The sequence below is a fragment of the Caldimonas brevitalea genome, assembly GCF_001017435.1.
GTDB lineage: Bacteria > Pseudomonadota > Gammaproteobacteria > Burkholderiales > Burkholderiaceae_C > Caldimonas > Caldimonas brevitalea.
The window spans coordinates 703,278-723,947 of record NZ_CP011371.1; the positions used below are offsets into that span (position 1 = coordinate 703,278).

Genomic DNA, 20,670 nt, shown 5'->3' on the forward strand with positions numbered 1-20,670 from the left:
AAGCACACCATGAAGATGCAAGAGTCTTACGACGTCATCATCTGCGGCGGCGGGCTGGCCGGCCTGACCTGTGCTCGGCAGCTGCAGCGCGCGCAGCCGCAGCTGTCGATCGCCGTGCTGGAAAAGGTTGCGGGGCCGCTGCCGCCGGCGGCGCACAAGGTGGGCGAAGCCACCGTCGAGGGCGGAGCGCACTATTTCACCGACTACCTCGGGCTGCAGGGTTATTTCAACAAGGCGCAACTCCACAAGCTGGGCTTGCGCCTGTTCTTCGGCGATCCGAAAGCGCCGTTCCAGGAACGACCCGAGCTGGGCGCGCGCAAGTTCCCGCGCGTGCCTTCGTACCAGATCGACCGCGGCGTGTTCGAGAACGACCTGCGCAGGATGGTCTCCGCGACACCGGGCGTCACCCTGATCGAGAACGCCGTGGTGACCGATGTCGACCTGGCCGCCGGCGAGGAGCCGCACATCGTTCACTTGCTGGACGCCGCCAAGGCGGCGCGCACCCTGCAGTGCCGTTTCATGGTCGACGCGACTGGAAGGCGCCGCCTGTTGCATCAAAAACTCAACCTGGGCCGCGAGAACGGCCACCACATCAGCGCCGCCTGGTGGCGCATGAAGGGCGAGTACGACATCGAGAAGATGGCAGGGCCTGCGACACCGCTGTGGAAACCGCCGCACCAGGAACGCCGCTGGTTCTCCACCAATCACCTGATGGGGTACGGCTACTGGGTCTGGATGATCCCGCTGGTGTCGGGCCACACCAGCATCGGCATCGTGACCGACGAGGCCATCCACCCGATCAGGGGGTACAACACCTACGAAAGCTCGCTCGAATGGTTGCGCCGGTACGAGCCGACACTGGCGACCTTCCTGCAGGACGGGGAGCCTCTGGATTTCCGCGTGATCAAGAACGCCAGCTATCACGCCGACCAGATCTTCTCGCACCGCCGCTGGGCGTGCGTGGGCGAGGCCGCGCTGTTCCTGGACGCCTTCTACAGCCCGGGCAGCGATTTCATCGGCTACACCAACACCATCGCCGTGAAGATGATCGAGATGGATCACGCGGGGCAGCTGACCGAGGAGGCCGTCTCGCGCTTCAACCGCTTCGTTCTCGACGACGTCGCGGGCAACTATCTCGTGCTGTATCGTGGCTTGTACAAAGCCTTCGGTTCGGCACCGGTGATGTTCACAAAAGTCTTGTGGGACACCTGCTTCTACTGGGCGTTGCCGTGCCAGATGATGTTCCGCGAACTCCTCACCGACGCCGGCGCGCTCAACGAATTCCACGAGATCGCGCAGCAGTACCTGGCGCTGAACCAGCGCGTACAGGCGGCCTTCCTGGAATGGGCGCCGGCTGCTGTCGAGCCGGAACGCTACACCTTCGTGGAATACAGCAAGACGCCGATCTGCGCGGGGCTGCACCTGGAACTGATCAAGGACAAGACGCCCGAAGAATGCTTCTCCGACATGCGCGCGCACGTTCGGCGCTTCGGCGAATGGGCCGACCAGATTCTGCGGGAGGCCGCCGTGGCGCGCGGCGCGATGCCGGCCGCGGATGCCGACGTTGAGCCGGTCGTGACGGCGATGCACGACCAACCCATTCCCCAATGAATCAGGAGACCGACATGGAGACTCAAACTCTGACCGATCACGACCAGATCGTCGAGGCGTTCTTCGACAAGCTGCGCAGCTTTCCGCTGCCCAAGGGGATCGAGCTGGAACTGCCGCCCAAGTGTGCGCGCGAGGCGCCGGCGCGCTACGTCGAGTATGTTCCGGGCGAAAAGCTGGTGGGCGAAATCGTTGTCCCGCTGCAGTATGCGAACCCGCTCGGGCAATTGCAAGGCGGGTTCCTCAGCGCGCTGTTCGACAACCTGATGGCACCGCTGTGCTATGCCGCGGCGGGCCCGACGACCAGCATCGACATCGCGACAAGCTTCGTGAGGCCCATCGCGGTGGGGGAAAGCATTCTGATCGACGTGCGTATCCGCAGGCTCGGCCGACGGGCGGTGCACATGACGGCGGAAGCCTTTGATAAGGAGGGCCAGCTCGTCGCCACTTCCACCAGCAACCTGATCCCCATGGGCTGAGACCGGGAGCGCACGCATGCAATCCATGAAAACTGCCGAACTTGAAGGCAAGGTGGCGATCGTGACCGGCGCAAGCCGCGGAATTGGCAAGGCCATCGCACTGCGCCTGGCCGGAGCAGGAACTCGCGTTGTGGTGGCCTCCAAGACAGCGCAGCCGCATCCCCGCCTGCCGGGCACGATCCACGACACCGTGCGGGAAATACGCGAGGCGGGCGGCACGGCCAGCGCCGTTCAGTGCGACGTGCGCCTTCACGCGGATCTCCAACGTGTGGTCGATACGGCCCTCGCGGACTACGGCCGTATCGACATCCTGATCAACAACGCGGGAGCGATCTGGCTACGGTCGCTGGCCGATACCGACGAGAGTCGCCTGGACTTGGTCCTGGACGTCAACTTCAGGGCGCCGTTCCTGCTTGCCCGCCTGTGTCTACCGCACATGGCCGCCAACAGCTGGGGGCACATCGTCAACATGGGGCCGCCCTTACTGCAGCAGGCTACGAACTCATCCGGAATGATCGCCTACCTCACTTCCAAGCTGGGTGCGACGCTGATGGCGCACGGCCTTGGCGACGAGCTGAAAGGAACGGGCATCGCATGCAATTCGCTGTGGCCCCGTACGTTGATCGAGTCCGCGGTCACCACCACCTTCGGGCTTGGGCGTCCCGACGACTGGCGGCGAAGCGACATCCTTGTCGATGCGGTGATGCTGATCCTGGCGCAGGACTGCCGTACGTTCACGGGACAGGCACTGATCGACGAGGACGTCCTGGGCGAATACGGCGGCGTCGTCGACTTCAGCCGCTACAGCGTCGTCGAGGGCAGCCGGCCAGCGGCGATGAATCTGGCCCTGTTCAAGGACATGGCGGCGCAAGCGCAGCGGCGCGCACAGGCTGCGACCTGACCGTGGATTGCCTCGACGACCGTGTCGTGCCGCATGCGGTACACGACTACCTGGAGAACCTGCGGCTGGCGACGGAATTGGCCGGCTTCGGCAACATCGATCTCGTGGCGCCGGCCGTGCGCCGGATCATGCTGGGGTCGATGCGGTTCCGCTATCTCGATTGGGGACCCAACGGGCGGCCGCTGATTTTTCTTCATGGCGGCGGCCTCAACGCGCATACCTGGGACCTGGTTTGCCTGTCGCTGCGCGAGCGCTACCACTGCCTGGCGCTGGACCTGCGCGGCCACGGCGAGAGCGACTGGTCCGCGGACTGCGACTACAGCGTCGAGGCCGAGGTGGCCGACCTGGAGGCGTTCGTGGACGCCCTGGGGCTCGAGGACTTCGCGCTCGTCGGAATGTCGCTGGGCGGCTTGAGCGCGATCGTCTATGCCGGGCGCCGCAGCCTCCAGATGAACGGGCTCGTGCTGGTCGATGTCGGGCCGAAGATCGACGTCGCAGCTGCCGAGCGCATTCGGCGATTCATGATCAGCGCCGACGAACTCGAAGCCATCAATCATTTCGTCTCGGGCGCGGAGCAGATGAATTCGCCCAGGCAGCAGCGCGTGCTTCGATTCCGGCTGCTGCACAACTTGCGGCGCCTGCCGAACGGCACCTGGACATGGCAATACGACCAGCGCCGCTGGCGCCGCGCGAAAGCGCGCGACATGGCCGCCGGCGCCGCCAAGCTGTGGACGGACGTTCGGCGCATCCAATGCCCGACGCTGGTCGTGCGCGGAGCGTCGAGCGACGTCTTCCGTGACGAGGATGCGGAGCAACTCGTGCGCGAACTCGTATCGGGACGGTGGGTTCGCGTGGAAAACGCCGGCCACAACGTACAAACCGACGCACCGCGGGCGCTGGCTCGCATCCTCTCGGACTTCCTGGAGGCCAACCGAGCATGACATCGGGAGCAGCCGCAGCGGCAAGATCACCACCACTGGGTCCAGCTTCACCTTCCTCTTTCGCTGGCTGACGCGCCGATTCGATGCGGAAAGATATCTCTGCCAATGAGGCAATGACGATGTCACGAGTCACGGTGTTTAACGCGGACATGGCACTCGCCGCCGATGTGCAAGGACCTTCCGGGGTCGGGACCGTCCTGTTCCTGCACGCGGGGGGCGAAAACCGGTTGGTCTGGCAGCCCATTGCCGATGCCGTCTGCTCACAGGGCTGGCGCACGGTGGCGGTCGACCTGCGGGGACACGGCGACAGCGGCCGTGCACCTACCTATCGTCTGGACGACTTCGTCGCCGACGTGGTGAAGGTGCGCGACGAGCTTTGTGCGCAGCCGCTGGTCATCGTCGGCGGCTCGATGGGCGCAGTGCTCGGGCTGATCGTGGCGGGAGAGGGGCATGCACCCGCTGCCGGACTGGTGTTGCTGGATACGCCCACGCGCCCGCAACCGGCGATCGCTCGGGGCGAAAGAAACAAGCTTGTGGCGGCGCAGTCACGCGGTGCTGCCGCTCTCGCCCAGGTCGATCCCGTGATGCTTCAAGGGGCGTTCGTTGAAGACGTCCTTGCAGACCTGGACAGGTGGCGCGGCGCCGCCCGGCGATTGCGCGTGCCCGTCATGCTCATTGCCGGCCAGCGCAGCGCAGTGGTCGGTGCCAGGGAACTCGCGGCGATGAAGGAGGATCTTCCGCAGCTGGAAGCGATCTCGGTTCCGGCCGGCCATCTCGTGGCCCGCGACTGCCCGCGCGACGTCGCCGCGCATCTGACGCGCTTTCTGGCCAAACTGTGACGCAGTCAGACCGCCCTTCGTCGTGGACGAGCGGCTTCGGCAGCTCCGCGATTTCTCCGCTCCACGGCCACGAAAAAGCATCGTGCTGCCCGTTTCCCCAACGGCGCCGCAGCGGAGCAGTGAGTTGTGCATGGGACTGGTTTGCGTCGCGGCCCAAGCACAGGCCGAGGGCGTGGTCATGGGTCAACTGCGTTTGGCAGAACTGCCAGTCGGAGGGACTCGGGTTCCATGCGGCATCGGCCGCAAGAGCGAAGCCGCTGGCCGCGTTCCCTGAATCGTGGGTTCCATGTTCTGCTGATGGGATCAAAGTCCTGTCCGTAGAAGCAGGGGAGAGCCATTTTTGTCTTGCTGAACAGGCATGGATTGGAATCGCGGCATGACTGCCTCCAACTTCAAAATGTCCTTTCATCATCCGGTTGCCTTCTGGATCGGCTGCGTCCTTATCACCGGCGGCGTGCTGTCGCATGCGCCCATGTTTGTCATGAGCGCCAGCATGGGTTACCGCATGGCCGGGATGCCGATGGACAACTTCATGCTCGGCGGCATGGCCTTGATCCCGTTCGGTCTAGCGCTGGCCTGCTACGGAATGGTCCCGCGCCTCCCAGGCATGGCGCGCGGCACGGGGGGGCCGGTGCAGTTCCATGTGGCCGACGGCGTCGCGCTCAATTCGGCGCACTGGAAGCTCGTCGCCGTTCTGGTGATCGCACTCGCGGTGGACGTGTTGAAGCCGGCGACATTGGGGTTCGTCATGCCCGGCATGACGCGCGAATACGAGATCTCGCGCGAGACGGCGGGCATCCTGCCGCTGGTGGCGCTCACCGGTACCACCGTGGGCTCGGTGCTGTGGGGCCGCATGGCGGACCGGTATGGCCGGCGCTCAGCCATCATTCTGTCGGCGCTGATGTTCGTCGGCACGGCAATCTGCGGCGCGATGCCCAGCTTCTCGTGGAACCTGGCCATGTGCTTCCTGATGGGTGCATCGGCCGGCGGCCTGCTGCCCATCACGTTCACGCTGATGGCCGAAACCGTGCCGGCGCGTCACCGCGGTTGGCTGCTGGTCGCGCTGGGCGGCATCGGTACTTCGGGCGGTTACCTGCTGGCCGCCGGCAGTGCGGCCTGGTTGGAGCCGCTCTTCAGCTGGCGAGTGCTGTGGCTGCTGGGCCTGCCCACTGGGCTCGTCATTATTTTCCTCGGGCGCTTCATCCCCGAGTCGGCGCGCTTTCTCGCCGGCGCGGGCTTGCCGGACCAGGCGCGTGCCGTGCTGGCGCGGTTCGCGGGTCACCAGGGCGTCGAGGTCGATGGGCCGGACCCCGCGCAGGCGGCCCGGGCTCAGGCCGAGGCGATCCACCCCAGCCAGCTACTGGGCGGCAAGCACACGGCGATCACCTGGGGCCTCGTCATGTGCGGCGTGACCTGGGGTTTGGCCAATTTCGGTTTTCTCTTGTGGTTGCCCACCAACCTGGGCCGCATGGGCATGGACTCGGCCATGGCCAACGCGCTGCTGACACGTTCGGCCGTCATAGCACTGCCGGGCACGGTGCTGGTGATCTGGATTTATCACCGCTGGAGCAGCGTCAAGTCACTGGTGACTTTCATCACCCTCACTTCGCTGTCTCTGCTGCTGTTCTTCCTGCTGGACGTGGCCAACGCACGGTCCGACGCCGCCGTGGTGGTCGCGACGACGCTCCTGCTGGTCGGCGCCAACGGCGTCATCGCCATGCTGATCCCCTATTCGGCGGAAATTTATCCGGTGAAGCTGCGCGGCACGGGCTCCGGCCTGATCGCCGCGGGGTCGAAGTTCGGCGGCATCCTGGGCGCGCTGTGCGGTGTGTTCGGCCTGTTCAGCCACTTCGCCGCCGCGGCACTGCTGATCGCGCTGCCGATGGCGGTCGCGGCCTTCGTGCTGGCACGCAGGGGCGTCGAAACACGGGGCCGCCGCCTCGAAGAAATCCAGCACGCCCTGAAGGCTTGAGGCATAGACCCCCTGGCGGCGGGACTCGGACAGTCTCTTTCAGCTTGCCGACGCGAGTCGCGAGCGTGACCCGCATATTGCATCCCGGTGCAATGAAACCTCGACCGTGCACCGCTAGACTGGCCTGATGGGGGTCTCGCAGCGGTCGAAGCTCCCCGGGCTGCACCTCCTCGTGCACATTGAACGAGTACCGTCCACTCCAGACGGGGTGCGGTGCAAGGCGCGCAAAGCGCGGCGATGCCGGTCGGCATCGCGAACATTCGCAACGGCGCGGCGTGCCTCGTCTGGGGTGGACAGCGACTTCCGCTTTTAGCGTGACAGGACACTGGGCTTGCGGCCACCGTCACACCTGGACCTCCTGATGTGTCGGTTGGGCCGCACCTCTCCAGTACTTCCGTAGAACAACAAAAGTGATGTAGTGCGTCACCAGCAGCGCGGGAACCCAGAATGCGGGGATCCAGTAAGACGGCCCCATCAACGCGGGCGCGCCATAGAGCGTCGCCAGCGTGATCGCCGCGGCCAAGTCGAGCGTGCCCTCGAGGTTGAAAATCCAGACGAGCCGTCGGCTACCGGTTGCATCTCGCACGACACCTGCAATCGCCATCAATGCGAGCACGGCGGCAAGGAGGTCACCGAATGCTGCCGGATAGGCAAACTGCGCAGGGATCCCCGCATGGGTCGCGCCAGGCGCGATGAACATGAGGCCCAGGTGTCGAAACGCATGCAGCAGCAGTATCGGCAGCAGAACCGCCTTCGGCTGGAGTTGCGGGAGTTTCGGCAGGACGTAGATCCGCGCCATGACCCAGAACACGAAAGTACTGAACAGAAGATTGACCGTTAAAAGGTTCATGTTTGCACCTCGGCTGACTTGTGGGGAGCGACTCGCCGCTCGGTACCGCACCATGCCCTGACGCAAATGCAGAATATCCGTGTGCAATTTATGATCAAGAACATATTTTCGAGTGATGCCACCGAGGAGCGAACATGCCCTACGCCCCCGAACACAAGGCGCGCACGCGCAGCCGCATCGTGGAGTCGGCGCGCCGCCTGTTCAACCGCCATGGCTTCGAACAGGTGTCGATCGACCAGGTCATGGCCGAGGCCGGCCTGACGCGCGGCGGCTTCTACCACCACTTCAAGAGCAAGGACGAGCTCTATGCGGAGGCCGTGGCGAGCTATGCCGCGCGCAATCCGTTCGCGGTGAAAAGCGCGAAGGCGGGCGAGCGGGTCGCCGATCCACGCCGGCTCGCGCGGACCTTGGTGGAGATGTATCTCAGCGACACGGTGTTCGACGACGTGGATCAGCATTGCCCTCTGTATGCCCTGTCCACCGACGTGTCGCGTGCGGGGCCTGAGCCGCAGCAGGCCTATACCGAGCTGATCCGCGGGATGACGCATGTGTACCGCTGCGCGCTGCAAGGCTCCCGCAATGCCGACCGCCGGGCCAAGGCCTTGGTGTCGCTCTGCGTGGGTGGCATGGTGCTGGCGCGTACCACCGACGATCCGCATCTGCGCAAGTCGCTGCGCGCGTCCGCCAGGCTGGAAGCACTGGCGTTGCTAGAGGGCTGAGGCAGCCGGTGCCTGCACCCAGGGTCTCCCGCCGGGCCGTTCCCCGAAGACTGATGCGGGGTTCCGGGACGCGCGGGCGAGCCGGGGGTTGAAGCCGTTTTTCGGCGGCGAGGCTGATAGCATCTGTCCCAATCGCTGGTCACCCCAGGGTTGGCCGAGCAGCGGCCCCGGGACCAGGCCTTGAAGCGTAGACGAGACCCGACAGGACACCCCATGACCCGCATCGACGACCCCCTGCACGACCGCGAGGTCGGCAATGCCGACAGCACGCAAGACCTCACCCGCATCGACGATGTGCGCATCCGCGCGGTGCGGCCCCTCATCTCGCCCGCGCTGCTGCTGGACGAAGTGCCGATCCCCGAGCCTGTGCAGACGCTGGTGGAAGAGGCCCGTTCGCGCATCGCCGACGTGCTGGCGGGGCGCGACGACCGGCTGCTGGTGGTGGTGGGCCCTTGCTCGATCCACGACCACGACCAGGCCATCGAGTACGCACAGCGGCTCAAGGCGCTCGACGCCGAGTTGCGCGGCGAGCTGCTGCTGGTGATGCGCGTTTATTTCGAGAAGCCGCGCACGACGGTGGGCTGGAAGGGCTACATCAACGACCCCCACCTGGACGGCAGCTTCCACATCAACGAGGGCCTGCGGCGTGCGCGTGAGCTGCTGCTGGAGATCAGCACGCTGGGCCTGCCCTGCGGCACGGAGTTTCTGGACCTGCTGAGCCCGCAGTACATCGCCGACCTGGTGAGCTGGGGCGCGATCGGCGCGCGCACCACCGAGAGCCAGAGCCACCGCCAGCTGGCCTCGGGCCTGAGCTGCCCGGTAGGTTTCAAGAACGGCACCGACGGGGGGGTGCAGGTGGCGGTGGATGCCTTGCAGGCGGCCCGCGCCAGCCATGCGTTCATGGGCATGACCAAGATGGGCCAGGCCGCGATCTTCGAGACCCGCGGCAACGACGACTGCCACGTCATCCTGAGGGGCGGCTCGAAGGGGCCGAACTACGACGAGGCGAGCGTCGACGCAGCCTGTGCCGCCCTGGCCAAGGCGGGGCTGCGCGAGACGCTGATGGTCGATTGCTCCCACGCCAACTCGTCGAAGCAGCACCGCCGCCAGATCGACGTGGCGGCGGACATCGCGCGCCGCGTCGCGGCCGGCGAACGCCGCGTCTCCGGGCTGATGATCGAGAGCCACCTCGAGGAAGGGCGGCAGGACCTGTCGCCGGGGCGGCCGCTGCAGCGCGGCGTGTCGATCACCGACGCCTGCATCGGTTGGGCTCAGACGGAGGATGTGCTGCGGGGGCTGGCGCAGGCGGTGGAGCGCCGCCGGAGTTGACCGGTATGGCTGCCTCTCGCACCCCTTGGCTCGTGCTCGCCTCCGTCGCCCTGCTGGCGCTGCTGGCCCTCTCCGGCCTCGACCCCTACGACCGGACGACCTGGCTGATGGAGGTCGCGCCCGTGATGCTCGCCCTCCCGGTGCTCTGGGGCACCTACCGGCGCTTCCCGCTCACCACGCTGCTGTACATCTGCATCTTCGTCCATGCGGCTGTGCTCATGCTCGGCGGCGCCTACACCTATGCGCGGGTCCCGCTCGGCTTCCAGCTGGCGGAGCTCTTCGAGTTGAGCCGCAATCCGTACGACAAGATCGGCCACTTCTTCCAAGGGTTCGTGCCAGCGCTGGTCGCAAGAGAAATCATGATCCGCGGCGACCACGTGCGTGGCCCGCGCATGCTGGCCTTCTTGGTCGTCTGCGTGGTCCTGGCCATCAGCGCCACGTATGAATTCATCGAATGGGGCGCGGCAGTGGCGCTGGGGCAGGGGGCCGAAGAATTCCTCGGCACGCAAGGTGATCCCTGGGACACGCAGTCCGACATGTTGCTCGCGGCGATCGGGGCGGTCACGGCGCTGGTGCTGTTGTCGCCAATTCACGACCGCCAGATTCGACGGCTGGACCCGTGAGACGTCTGAGGGGCGCGCTGGCCGACAGTGGCCGTGTGATCCTGGCTCGCTGTGCCACCGCTGCACAGCGCCGATGCTGTCGATACGTTTCGATGTAGATACCGCCTTTGGTTGCAGTGCCCCCTCGGCCGTTGCAAACCAAGGAAGTGCATCGCCTGGCGCCGCCCACGGGGCGGTCCGCTACGGATCCTCGGAGTTGTCCCGCGCATTGCCAGCGCCATAAGCTGTCGGCTCGAACGCACCTGCGGGGCATCGCGTCCTTGCGCTGCACCGTCACGGCGCGGGGACGTCAGGGAGACAGCAAAACAATGATCATCAGCGGCCACGGCTCACCCCAACTTCCGTCCGACTTGCCGACGTGGCGTCCGCCGCAGCAGCCCCAGCGGCAGCCAGGCACAACGCAGCCGAACACCGGCGGACCGCCTCGCTACACCGAGCAGCAAGCCACCGCGGATGCCAAGGCGCTCTGGGAAGCAACCAAGGGTGGCCTGACCGGCTGGGGCACCGACGAGGGCGTGGTCTGGAACACCTTGAAGGGCAAGAGCGCGACCGACCTCGAGACGCTCAAGCGCACCTTCAAGCAGAACTACCGCCATGACCTCGAGCAGGTGCTCGACGACGAGTTCGACGGGGTCGACGAGGACCACGCACGCGCGCTGATGCGCGGCAGCGAACACCGGTCCGGCTCCGACGCGGTGGAGGTCGAGGCGGAGCTGGAGGGCATCTTCGGCGATGACCAGGAGATCCTCAAGCTGCTCGAGAGCCGCACGGCACCCGAACGCGGCCAGGTCGCCGTGGCCTATGCCGCCCGCCATGGTGGCCCGAAGGACGAGCCGGGCGCGCGCGCCTTTCTGCTCGAACGCCTGAAGACCGAAGGCGGCTTCTCCACCGACGAGATGGCGCGTGCGCGCGGCCTGCTGCTGCCGGAAGGCGGCGACGTCGCGGCCGGCGAAGCGCGTGCCGGTGCGGCCAAGGTCAAGGTGGCGGTCGACGGTTGGGGCGTCGACGAGCAAACGCTGAAAGACCTGTTCGCGGGCAAGACGCCGGAGCAGATCAAGGCCATCGAGAGCGCCTACGAGCAGGCCTATGGGCACGAGCTGCGCGACCGGCTGCACGACGAGCTGGAAGGCAGCGACCAGCAGCTGGTGTTCCACCTGCTCGACCCCGCGCAGGGGGGCGACCCGGCCGCCAAGAGCCTATGGCAGACCCGGCAGGACGCGCTGCGGTTGCACGCGGCGGTCGATGGCGCGGGCACCGACGAAGGCGCGCTGCGCCGGGTGCTGGAAGGCAAGACACCGACCGAGCTGAGGGCCATCGAGACGGCCTACCGGCAGGAATACGGCATCGACCTGCGGCAGCGCCTGAAGGAGGATCTGAGCGGCACCGAGGGCGACGAGATCTTGCACCTGCTCGAGGCGCGCGACCCGCAAGATCCGGGCGCCGCAGAGTGGCAGGCGCGCCACGATGCACTGCGCCTGCGCGATGCAGTGGACGGCGCCGGCACCGACGAAGACACGCTGCGCGCCATCCTCGGCGGGCGCAGCAAGTCGCAGATCGACGCCATTGCCCAGGCCTACCGCGAGGAGTACGGCGACGACTTGCGAGGCGACCTGACCGACGACCTCGACGGCCGCGACGAGTTCGAGCTGGTGGGCCAGCTGTATGACCGCGGTGCCATCGACTTCGAGAGCGACCCCCGCGCCGCCATTGCCGAGCAGATCCGCCGCGGCCGCGAGATGCAGGCTTACGAGAAGGACGACAAGCCGGGCTTCTGGGGCACGGCCGGTCGTGTGCTGGCGCCCCCCCTCCTGCTCGCCGACGTCACCGGGACCGACCCCATCGACGTGGGCCAGCAGGTGCTCCACGGCGACCTGGACTTCGAGACCGACAGCGCCCGCCTCGACCGCACCCTCGACGAGGCCGAGCGCGCCTTGCAGGCCGGCGACCTGCCCACCGCCGCGCGTTATGCCGGCTTTTCCGAGCAGAACGTGCGCTCGTTGATCGAAACCAAGAACTCCGCCAGCGAGGCCGCCGCCACTGGTGCGGCCGTGGTGGCCGCCACCGCCGTCACCATCGGCACGGCCGGTACGGCCTCGCCACTGATGGTGGCGGTGATGGCCGGCGCCGCGGGGGGCATGAGCAGTGGCGTGACCTACGGCACGCTCAACTCGCAGGCCGGCGGCACCGAGATCGCGCGCCAGGTGACGATCAACACGGTCTCGGGGGCCACCGGCGCGGTGCCGCTGGGCCGCGGTGGCGTGGTGCTGTCGATGGCCGACGACTCCGCCGCGCAGGCCAGCCGGCAGGGCGCCTTGCGTGGGCTGCGCGAGACCGCCACCGACGGCGCCTGGGTCGGCGGGCAGAACGGTGCGGCCGATGGTGTGGTGCGCACGTCGACGGACAGCAGCACCTGGCAGCACGGGATCGACAAGGGGCTGCAGCAGGTGGCGCTCAACGGCTTGATCGGCGGCGGCGGCGGCGCCCTGACGGGCGGTGTGACAGGAGCGCTGCTGTCACCGGTCGTCCGCCTGCGGGCGCCCGCGGCCCGGCCGGGGGGCGAGCAGCCGACGGTGCACACCGACGGGGCTGTGCCGCCCGGCACGGGCCGTCCGGTGAGCGCTCGTACGGGCGGGCCGGCCGACCGTGACGGGCAGCCGGTGCCGCTGTCCGACGAGGTGCCGGCGAGTCCCAGTGGCCCAGCCGCGCGGGACGCGGGTGGGGATGTGCAAGTGTCGCCTGTGCGCCAGGGCCCGGTGGTGTCCGTCTCGACCGAACCGTCGCCCGCCTATCTGACCCAGGTCGGCCTGCCGCCCACCCAAGGCGACAGCGGTGGCGTGGTGGCGATGGTCAAGAAGTTCGCCAACCGCGACGGGCTGCGCGAATTCGCGTCGGCCGTCTCGTCGACGCCGCGCGTCAAGCGGCACAACACCTCCGCGTGGATCACGGGCCGGCTGAATCCGGGCGACTATGCCCGGCTGCAGGTGCCGATCAGGAGCATCCGCTCGCAGCACAGCGTCGACGGCGCGGCCGCCGAGAAGACCGCCCAGCGGGCCGCCAGCATCCAGCGCTGGCTGGAGGAGCATCCGCAGGCCACCACGCTGGACATGCGCACGCTGGACGAGCTGGCGGGCTCCACCGGCTCCATCCAGGTGGGCTGGCACAGCGGCGATCGTTTCATCACGCTGGACGGTGTGGGCCGCGTCGAAGCGGTGCGCACCGCGCTGCGCGGATATGAGGCCCAGCACGGCGCCGCGCACCCGCTGAACAGCGTGGAGACCTATGCCACCCGGTTGACCGACGACGAATACGCGCAGCTGTACAAGACCAGCACCTACTTCCGCAACGAAGCCGGCGATCAGCTGGACCGCCCTCAGCACGACCTGGTGCCGTTCACCGCCGTGCCGCGTTTTGTCGCGGGCACCGGCATGAACCTGGTCAAGCAGCTGACCACCCCGGTGATGCATCGGCTGCCGATCGGCCCGGTCGCCCCCGACCGCCGGCTGCCGGCCGATCTGCTGCGCCTGACAGACGAAGGCGGCCCGGCCGCGCCGGGTACGCCGCTGCGGCAGGCCGGCGGCCCGCGCCCTCAACGCGAATGGCCGCGCGACGACGAACTGGGCCCGCGCATCAGCATGCAAGAGCTGTTGGCGCGGCCGCTGCGCCCGGGCAGGGAGGGTGTCATCCTGACCGACGACGAGATCCGCCTGGGCGACGTGTACACCCTGAGTTCGGAGACCGGCGTGGAATACGCGCTCGCGATCGAGCGGGTCGAGGGGCGTGAGGTCTTCAAGCTCTACAGCGGCGATGCCTGGTCCTCCGGCGTGCCCCAGACCGGCACCCACATCGGCCACACCCATCCGAACGAGGTCGACGGCCAGCAGTTCCCGTCGAGGGCGGACATGCGCAGTGCCACCAACATGGTGGACCGGCTGCGGACCTATGACGATGGTGTGGAGCCGCCTGAACAGTTCATCATCTGGGGCTCCGGAGACCACGACTACACCGTCTACTACGGCGGGGCGTACAAGGTCGACGACTGAGGGGCGAACGGGCCGTGGCCGGCCCGTCCTCGCGCGTGGGCCGGCGTCAGCGCCCGGCGTCGGCCGCCAACGCCTCCAACTGGTCGATGCAGGTGTTCCAGCCGTCGAAGAACCCCATCTCTTCGTGCCGGTCGCGCGTGGCCTGGTCCGGGTGCATCACGGTGGCGACGTATCGTGTGCCCGACCCTTCGTCGTCCATCGTGACGAGGGCCGTGAACGGCATCCAGGCGGTGGCGGGGCGCCAGCCCCCTGTCAGCACGGAAGTGAACGCGATGCGGCGTTGCGAAACGATCTCCAGAAAGCAGCCCGGGTTGTCGCTGGTGCCACCGTCGGGGCCACGCATGAAGGTGTAGAACCCGCCGCCGGGACGCAGGTCGAATTCGCGCACTTCGGTCGTCCAGGGGCGGGGGCACCACCATTGTTTCAGCAGCTCGGGCTCGGTCCAGGCGCGCCACAGGGCGGCCCGCGGGGCACGCACGAGGCGCGAGATGACGAGGTCGTGAGCGTCAGCGGGGACGGCGCTTGGGTTGGACATCAGACAACTCCTCCTGGTGAAGGTTTTCGACAAAGGCGGCCATCCGGTCGGATCGCGCCTCCCATGTGGCACGCTGCTCGGCGATCCATCGCTGCGCCTCGGACAGCGGCGCAGGGACCAGCTCGCAGGTGCGCACCCGCCCGACCTTGTTGGAACGGATCAGGCCACTACGTTCCAGCACCGACAGGTGCTTCATGAAAGACGGAAGCGCCATCGCGAACGGCGCCGCCAGCGTGGACACGGTCTCCGGGCCCCGACCCAGCCGGCTCACGATCGCGCAGCGCGTGGGGTCGGCCAGCGCGTAGAACACCGCCGACAGCTGGGCGTATTGGTTAGCCATTCGGATTAGTATCGGGTGTAAGGGCGGCCGTGGCAAGGACTGCTGCAGATCGGATGCCGGCGCGCTTCGGCGCCTCGCATGCGGGTCTGCCGAGAGGGCTCGACTCGAAGCCCAGGTGCGGGCCCTGGTGGAGCCCTAAGAGGTCGCCCACCGCCTTGTGCCGAGCCTGCAAGTCAAGGTACTGTTCTCGAACCTACTGGCTCTTGCGCACCACACACCCCATGCACCTCGATTGGTTTCAACCCGCCCGTCTGGCAGCCCGCCTCTCGCATGGCGGTGTCCCGAATCGCGAAGTCGCCTATTTGATGCTGGCCAGCCTGCTGTTCAGCTCGGTCATCTTCTATGGCGCCTTCACCTGGGCCAATCCGCCGTGGACCTGGTTGTCCCTCTACGAATTTGTCGTCGTGGTCGCCATCACGGTGGTGGGCATGGGCAAGTGCTACGAGGCGGCCGGCGCAGACGCCAACCCGCGCTTCGCGGCGGACTTCAGCTGCCTCACGTTCCCGGTTTGGCTGTGGACCACGGTCTTGATCTGGTCGGTTTACTGGGGTGGCGTCTTCGCGTTCCGCTCGGGCGTGTTCGCGGCCTACCGCTTCGACCAGATGGGGCTGGCCAAGAACCTTGCCCTGATCGGTGGCAGCTTTGGCTGGCTGTGGACCTTTTTGGCCCTGGTCTTCTCGCAGGTCGTGTTCTTTGCCTGGATGGCCCGTGTGCTGAGAGTGGCGGCGAAGAAGGTTGAGGCGTGAACGTGGGCGCCGCAAGCGTCATTGCGACCTAGAACAAGAGGGAGCGGTCACTCTGCGACGCGCTTGGCGGCGCCGAGCCTGCCGCTATGCCGGCGGCAGGCTGTGCCTTCAGTCCCGCACCGCCGACATCGCGCGGTTCACGCGCAGCGCGAGCAGCGTGCAGACCGCGCCGGACAACAGATAAAACGTCACCGACACCAGCCCGAAGCGCACCGACAGCGCCAGCGCCACCAGCGGCGCGAAGGCGGCACCGATCAACCAGGCCAGGTCGGCGGTCAGCGCGGCGCCGCTGTAACGGAAACGCGGCAAGAAGTTGGCGGTGACCGTGCCGGCCGATTGGCCGTACGACAGGCCCAGCAGCACGAAGCCCACCAGGATGAAAATGTCCTGGCCCAGCGTGCCGCCGTCGAGCAGCAGCGGCGCGAACAGGCTGAACACCGCGATCAGCACCGCCAGCGTCCCCAAGGTGCGGCGCCGGCCGATGCGGTCGGCCACCAGGCCCGAGATCGGCATGGCCGCGGCCGCCAGCAGCGCGCCGACGATCTGCACCGTCAGGAACTCGCCGATCACCTGGTCTGAATACAGCCGCACCCACGACAGCGGGAACACCGTGATGATGTGAAACAGTGCAAAGCTGGCCAGCGCGGCGAAGGCGCCGATGAAGACGTTGTGGCCCTGCATCGTGAACAATTCACGCACGTTGCACGGCTCGAGCTCGTGCGCTTCGAGCTCCCGCTCGTACTCGTGCGTCACCACCAGGCGCAGCCGCGCGAACAGCGCCACGACGTTGATCGCAAACGCGGCGAAGAACGGGTAACGCCAGCCCCAGCCGAGGAAGTCCGCGCTCGACAGGTTGCCCCACAGATAGGCGAACAGACTGCAGGCGACCAGGAAGCCGAGCGGCGCGCCCAGCTGCCCCAGCATCGCGTACCAGCCGCGGCGGTTTTCGGGGGCGTTCAGCGCCAGCAGCGACGGCAGGCCGTCCCAGGAGCCGCCCAGCGCCAGGCCTTGGCCGATGCGGCACAAGGCGAGCAGCGCGATGGCCGTGGCGCCCATGCTCTCGTAGCTGGGCAGCAAGGCCATCCCCGCGGTCGAGCTGCCGAGCAGGAACAGCGCGACGGTCAGCTTGGTGCTGCGGCCGAAGCGGCGCTGGATCTGCATGCCGGCGAGCGTGCCGAGCGGGCGCACGACAAACGCGAACGCGAACAGCACGAAGGCGTACAGCGTGCCTTCCAGCCGGTCGACGTAGGGAAAAAATACGGCCGGAAATACCAGCACCGACGCGATGCCGTAGACGAAAAAGTCGAAATATTCCGACGCCCGGCCGATCACGACGCCGACGGCGATGTCGCCCGGGGCGACGCTGGCGTCGTCCTGCGCCGGTGGCGCCGATGCGCCGTGCGGCGAGCGCTGGCGCGCCGCCGCGGGGTGAGCAGAGGTGGAGAGAGGAGGGTGGAGGGGGTGGGTTCCAGGGCTCGACATGGTGCTCCGCAACGGGGTGGGCTGGGACAAAATGTCCAATCGTTGACTTGGGTCAATCAAGATACATTCCCGCCCAACGCGCAACTATCGTTTTCCCGCGCGCGATGGGCACCTGAATGTCTTCCTCACCCTCGCACCTCCAAACCGCTGTTCGCCTCGGCCTGCCGGGCCTGCTGACCCTGTTGCTGGCCGGCTGCGACACCGTCGTGATGAAGCCGTCCGGCGACATCGCCGCGCAGCAGGCCCAGCTCATCGTCACGTCGACGCTGCTGATGCTGCTGATCATCGTGCCGGTGATCGCGCTGACGCTGTTCTTCGCCTTCCGCTACCGCCAGTCCAACACCGAGGCCACCTACAGCCCCGACTGGGACCATTCGACCCGCTTGGAGCTGGTGATCTGGGGCGCGCCGCTGTTGATCATCATCGCGCTCGGCGCGCTGACCTGGATCAGCACCCACAAGCTCGATCCGTATCGCCCGCTGGAGCGCCTCGACGCCAACCGCCCGATCCCGGAAGGTGTGCAGCCGCTGGAAGTCCAGGTGGTCGCGCTCGACTGGAAGTGGTTGTTCCTCTACCCCGAGCAAGGCATCGCGACCGTCAACGAGATGGCCGCACCGGTGGACCGGCCGATCCGCTTCCGGATCACCGCGTCGACCGTGATGAACTCCTTCTACATCCCGGCGCTGGCTGGCCAGGTCTACGCCATGCCGGGCATGGAAACCAAGCTGCATGCGGTGATCAACAAGGCCGGTGTCTACGACGGCTTCTCCGCCAACTTCAGCGGCGACGGCTTCTCGCACATGCGCTTCAAGTTCCACGGCCTGTCCGACGCCGACTTCGAGCGCTGGGTGGCCGGCCACAAGACCGAGGGCCAGCAGGTCCTGGGCCGGGCCGACTACCTGAAGCTGGAGCAACCCAGCGAACGCGAGCCGGTGCGCCGCTACGCCAGCGTGGAGCAGGGCCTGTGGGACGCCATCGTCAACCGTTGTGTCGACAGCAGCAAGATGTGCATGCACCAGATGATGGCCATCGACGCCGCCGGCGGCCTGGGCAAAGGCAGCATCGACGGCGTGGCCCGCAAGGCCTGGCGCACGTCGGAGCGCCCCTACGTGACGGCGCTCTGCACGCCCGACAACCCGCGCGGCCTGACCGCCGCCCTCGGCAGCGACACCAGCGCCCTGCAACCCTGAGTCCGCCGCCGGCTGACGTCGTTCTCGCCCTCTCGCGCCTACTCGAGACCCAAGATGCTCGACCACCAACGACCCGACCATCCTCTCCTCGGCCGCCTCGGCTGGGACGCGATTCCGCTCCACGACCCCATCCTGCTGGCCACCTTCGTGGCCGTTGCGCTCGGTGGTGCCGCCCTGCTGGGCGGGCTGACCTACTACCGCCTGTGGGGCACCTTGTGGCGCGACTGGATCACCAGCATCGACCACAAGAAGATCGGCATCATGTACATGGTGCTGGGCCTGGTGATGCTGCTGCGCGGCTTTGCCGACGCCATCATGATGCGTGCCCAGCAGGCCATCGCCTTCGGGGATTCCGCCGGATTCTTGCCGCCGCACCACTACGACCAGATCTTCACGGCCCACGGCGTGATCATGATCTTCTTCGTCGCGATGCCGCTGGTCACCGGCTTCATGAACTACATCGTGCCGCTGCAGATCGGCGCGCGCGACGTGGCGTTTCCGTTCCTGAACAACTTCAGTTTCTGGATGACGGCCAGCGGCGCGGTACTGGTGATGATGTCGCTGTTCGTCGGCGAGTTCGCGCGCACCGGCTGGCTGGCCTATCCGCCGCTGTCGGGCATCTTGCAGAGCCCGGGGGTGGGGGTGGACTACTACCTGTGGTCCTTGCAGATTGCGGGGGTGGGCACGACGCTGTCGGGCATCAACCTGATCGCCACCATCATCAAGATGCGCGCGCCCGGCATGACGATGATGAAGATGCCGGTGTTCACCTGGACCTCGCTGTGCACCAACGTGCTGATCGTGGCGGCCTTCCCGGTGCTGACCGCCGTGCTGGCGCTGCTGTCGCTCGACCGTTACGTCGACACCAACTTCTTCACCAACGATCTTGGCGGCAACGCCATGATGTACGTGAACCTGATCTGGATCTGGGGCCACCCCGAGGTCTACATCCTGGTGCTGCCAGTGTTCGGCATCTTCTCGGAGGTGGTGTCCACCTTCAGCCGCAAGAAGCTGTTCGGTTATGCCTCGATGGTGTACGCGACGGTGGTCATCACCATCCTGTCCTACCTGGTCTGGCTGCACCACTTCTTTACGATGGGCTCCGGTGCCAGCGTGAACTCCTTCTTCGGCATCACGACGATGATCATTTCGATCCCGACCGGGGCCAAGATCTTCAACTGGTTGTTCACGATGTACCGCGGCCGCATCCGCTTCGAGGTGCCGATGCTGTGGACCGTCGGTTTCATGGTCACCTTCGTGATCGGCGGCATGACGGGTGTGCTGCTGGCGGTGCCGCCGGCCGACTTCGTGCTGCACAACAGCCTGTTCCTGATCGCGCACTTCCACAACGTGATCATCGGCGGCGTGCTGTTCGGCCTGTTCGCCGGCATCACCTACTGGTACCCGAAGGCCTTCGGCTACAAGCTCGACCCGTTCTGGGGCAAAGTTTCGTTCTGGTGCTGGCTGATCGGCTTCTATCTCGCCTTCATGCCGCTGTACGTGCTGGGCCTGATGGGCGTGACGCGTCGCATGAGCCAGTTCGAAGACCCGTCGCTGCAGATCTGGTTCCAGATCGCCGCACTGGGTGCGGGCGTGATCGCGGTGGGCATCGCCGCCTTCATCATCCAGCTGGTGGTGAGCTACCGCCGCCGCGAGCAGCTGCGTGACCACACCGGCGACCCGTGGGACGGCCGCACGCTGGAATGGTCGACCGCCTCGCCGCCGCCCGACTACAACTTCGCCTTCACGCCCATCGTGCACGACAACGACGCCTGGTTCGACATGAAGAACCGCGGCCACGAGCGTCCGGTGACCGGCTTCAAGGCCATCCACATGCCCAAGAACACGGCGGCCGGCTTCGTGATCGCGGTGCTGTCCACGGTCTGCGGTTTCGCGCTGATCTGGCACATCTGGTGGCTGGCGGGCCTGTCGTTCGCGGCGACGCTGCTGGCGACCATCGTCCACACCTTCAACTACAAGCGCGACTACTACATCCCGGCGGAACAGGTGGCGCGTACCGAGGGCGAGCGCACCCAAGCGCTTGCCGCCCTGGCCTGAAGAGAGCGAGACATCCTC

17 protein-coding genes are annotated in these 20,670 nt (G+C 66.9%); 13 read left to right on the top strand and 4 right to left on the bottom strand.

What is annotated here, in order from left to right:
• Nucleotides 1-9: 9 nt before the first annotated feature.
• The 6 genes from AAW51_RS03085 (at nt 10) to AAW51_RS03110 (ending at nt 6,740) form a co-directional block, all read left to right on the top strand.
• The gene (locus AAW51_RS03085) at nt 10-1,611 is read left to right on the top strand and encodes an NAD(P)/FAD-dependent oxidoreductase (protein ID WP_053013284.1); all 1,602 of its coding nucleotides are present in this window, start codon (nt 10-12) and stop codon (nt 1,609-1,611) included.
• Nucleotides 1,608-2,087, top strand: coding sequence for a PaaI family thioesterase (locus AAW51_RS27785; RefSeq protein WP_083438031.1), 480 nt, complete (start codon nt 1,608-1,610; stop codon nt 2,085-2,087). Before AAW51_RS03085 ends, AAW51_RS27785 begins: the two co-directional genes overlap by 4 nt.
• 16 nt (nt 2,088-2,103) lie before the next feature.
• Entirely contained in the window at nt 2,104-2,988 is an 885-nt protein-coding gene (locus tag AAW51_RS03095) for an SDR family oxidoreductase (protein WP_053013286.1), read from the top strand.
• A 2-nt stretch (nt 2,989-2,990) separates the two neighbouring features.
• Nucleotides 2,991-3,929 carry an alpha/beta fold hydrolase gene (locus AAW51_RS03100; protein WP_053013287.1) on the top strand — a complete coding sequence of 313 codons (939 nt, stop codon included), beginning with the start codon at nt 2,991-2,993 and terminating at the stop codon, nt 3,927-3,929.
• A 119-nt stretch (nt 3,930-4,048) separates the two neighbouring features.
• A complete protein-coding gene (locus tag AAW51_RS27790) occupies nt 4,049-4,768 on the top strand; it encodes an alpha/beta fold hydrolase (protein ID WP_169787972.1) in 720 nt (239 codons plus the stop codon).
• A 376-nt stretch (nt 4,769-5,144) separates the two neighbouring features.
• Nucleotides 5,145-6,740 carry an MFS transporter gene (locus AAW51_RS03110; protein WP_047193441.1) on the top strand — a complete coding sequence of 532 codons (1,596 nt, stop codon included), beginning with the start codon at nt 5,145-5,147 and terminating at the stop codon, nt 6,738-6,740.
• 343 nt (nt 6,741-7,083) lie between these two features.
• Here AAW51_RS03110 and AAW51_RS03115 read toward each other — a convergent pair whose 3' ends face one another.
• On the bottom strand, nt 7,084-7,590 hold the full coding sequence (locus AAW51_RS03115) for a hypothetical protein (protein ID WP_053013289.1): 507 nt from the start codon (nt 7,588-7,590) through the stop codon (nt 7,084-7,086).
• A gap of 134 nt (nt 7,591-7,724) precedes the next feature.
• On the opposite strand from AAW51_RS03115, the gene AAW51_RS03120 reads away from it, so the two are divergent.
• From AAW51_RS03120 to AAW51_RS03135, 4 genes are all read left to right on the top strand, one after another.
• Complete coding sequence (locus tag AAW51_RS03120) at nt 7,725-8,309, top strand: TetR/AcrR family transcriptional regulator (RefSeq protein ID WP_047193442.1); 585 nt, start codon at nt 7,725-7,727, stop codon at nt 8,307-8,309.
• A 213-nt stretch (nt 8,310-8,522) separates the two neighbouring features.
• The gene (locus AAW51_RS03125) at nt 8,523-9,638 is read left to right on the top strand and encodes a 3-deoxy-7-phosphoheptulonate synthase (RefSeq protein WP_047193443.1); all 1,116 of its coding nucleotides are present in this window, start codon (nt 8,523-8,525) and stop codon (nt 9,636-9,638) included.
• A 5-nt stretch (nt 9,639-9,643) separates the two neighbouring features.
• On the top strand, nt 9,644-10,261 hold the full coding sequence (locus tag AAW51_RS03130; protein WP_047193444.1) for a DUF2238 domain-containing protein: 618 nt from the start codon (nt 9,644-9,646) through the stop codon (nt 10,259-10,261).
• 308 nt (nt 10,262-10,569) lie between these two features.
• Nucleotides 10,570-14,301 (top strand): annexin, encoded by a 3,732-nt coding sequence (locus tag AAW51_RS03135; protein ID WP_047193445.1) that lies wholly within the window; start codon nt 10,570-10,572, stop codon nt 14,299-14,301.
• A gap of 46 nt (nt 14,302-14,347) precedes the next feature.
• Here the strand turns inward: AAW51_RS03135 and AAW51_RS03140 are convergent, their stop codons facing one another.
• A complete protein-coding gene (locus AAW51_RS03140) occupies nt 14,348-14,836 on the bottom strand; it encodes an SRPBCC family protein (protein WP_047193446.1) in 489 nt (162 codons plus the stop codon).
• Complete coding sequence (locus tag AAW51_RS03145; RefSeq protein ID WP_047193447.1) at nt 14,808-15,176, bottom strand: ArsR/SmtB family transcription factor; 369 nt, start codon at nt 15,174-15,176, stop codon at nt 14,808-14,810. Before AAW51_RS03145 ends, AAW51_RS03140 begins: the two co-directional genes overlap by 29 nt.
• A 221-nt stretch (nt 15,177-15,397) precedes the next feature.
• Between AAW51_RS03145 and AAW51_RS03150 the strand changes: the two genes are divergently transcribed.
• Nucleotides 15,398-15,922, top strand: a complete 525-nt coding sequence (locus AAW51_RS03150; protein ID WP_047193448.1) for a hypothetical protein — start codon at nt 15,398-15,400, stop codon at nt 15,920-15,922.
• 108 nt (nt 15,923-16,030) lie between these two features.
• Here the strand turns inward: AAW51_RS03150 and AAW51_RS03155 are convergent, their stop codons facing one another.
• Nucleotides 16,031-17,404: an MFS transporter gene (locus AAW51_RS03155; RefSeq protein WP_047193449.1), complete on the bottom strand. Its 1,374-nt coding sequence runs from the start codon at nt 17,402-17,404 to the stop codon at nt 16,031-16,033.
• 116 nt (nt 17,405-17,520) lie between these two features.
• Between AAW51_RS03155 and cyoA the strand changes: the two genes are divergently transcribed.
• Nucleotides 17,521-18,594, top strand: coding sequence for a ubiquinol oxidase subunit II (cyoA, locus tag AAW51_RS03160; protein WP_047193450.1), 1,074 nt, complete (start codon nt 17,521-17,523; stop codon nt 18,592-18,594).
• A gap of 54 nt (nt 18,595-18,648) precedes the next feature.
• Complete coding sequence (cyoB, locus tag AAW51_RS03165; RefSeq protein WP_047193451.1) at nt 18,649-20,652, top strand: cytochrome o ubiquinol oxidase subunit I; 2,004 nt, start codon at nt 18,649-18,651, stop codon at nt 20,650-20,652.
• Nucleotides 20,653-20,670 lie beyond the last annotated feature (18 nt).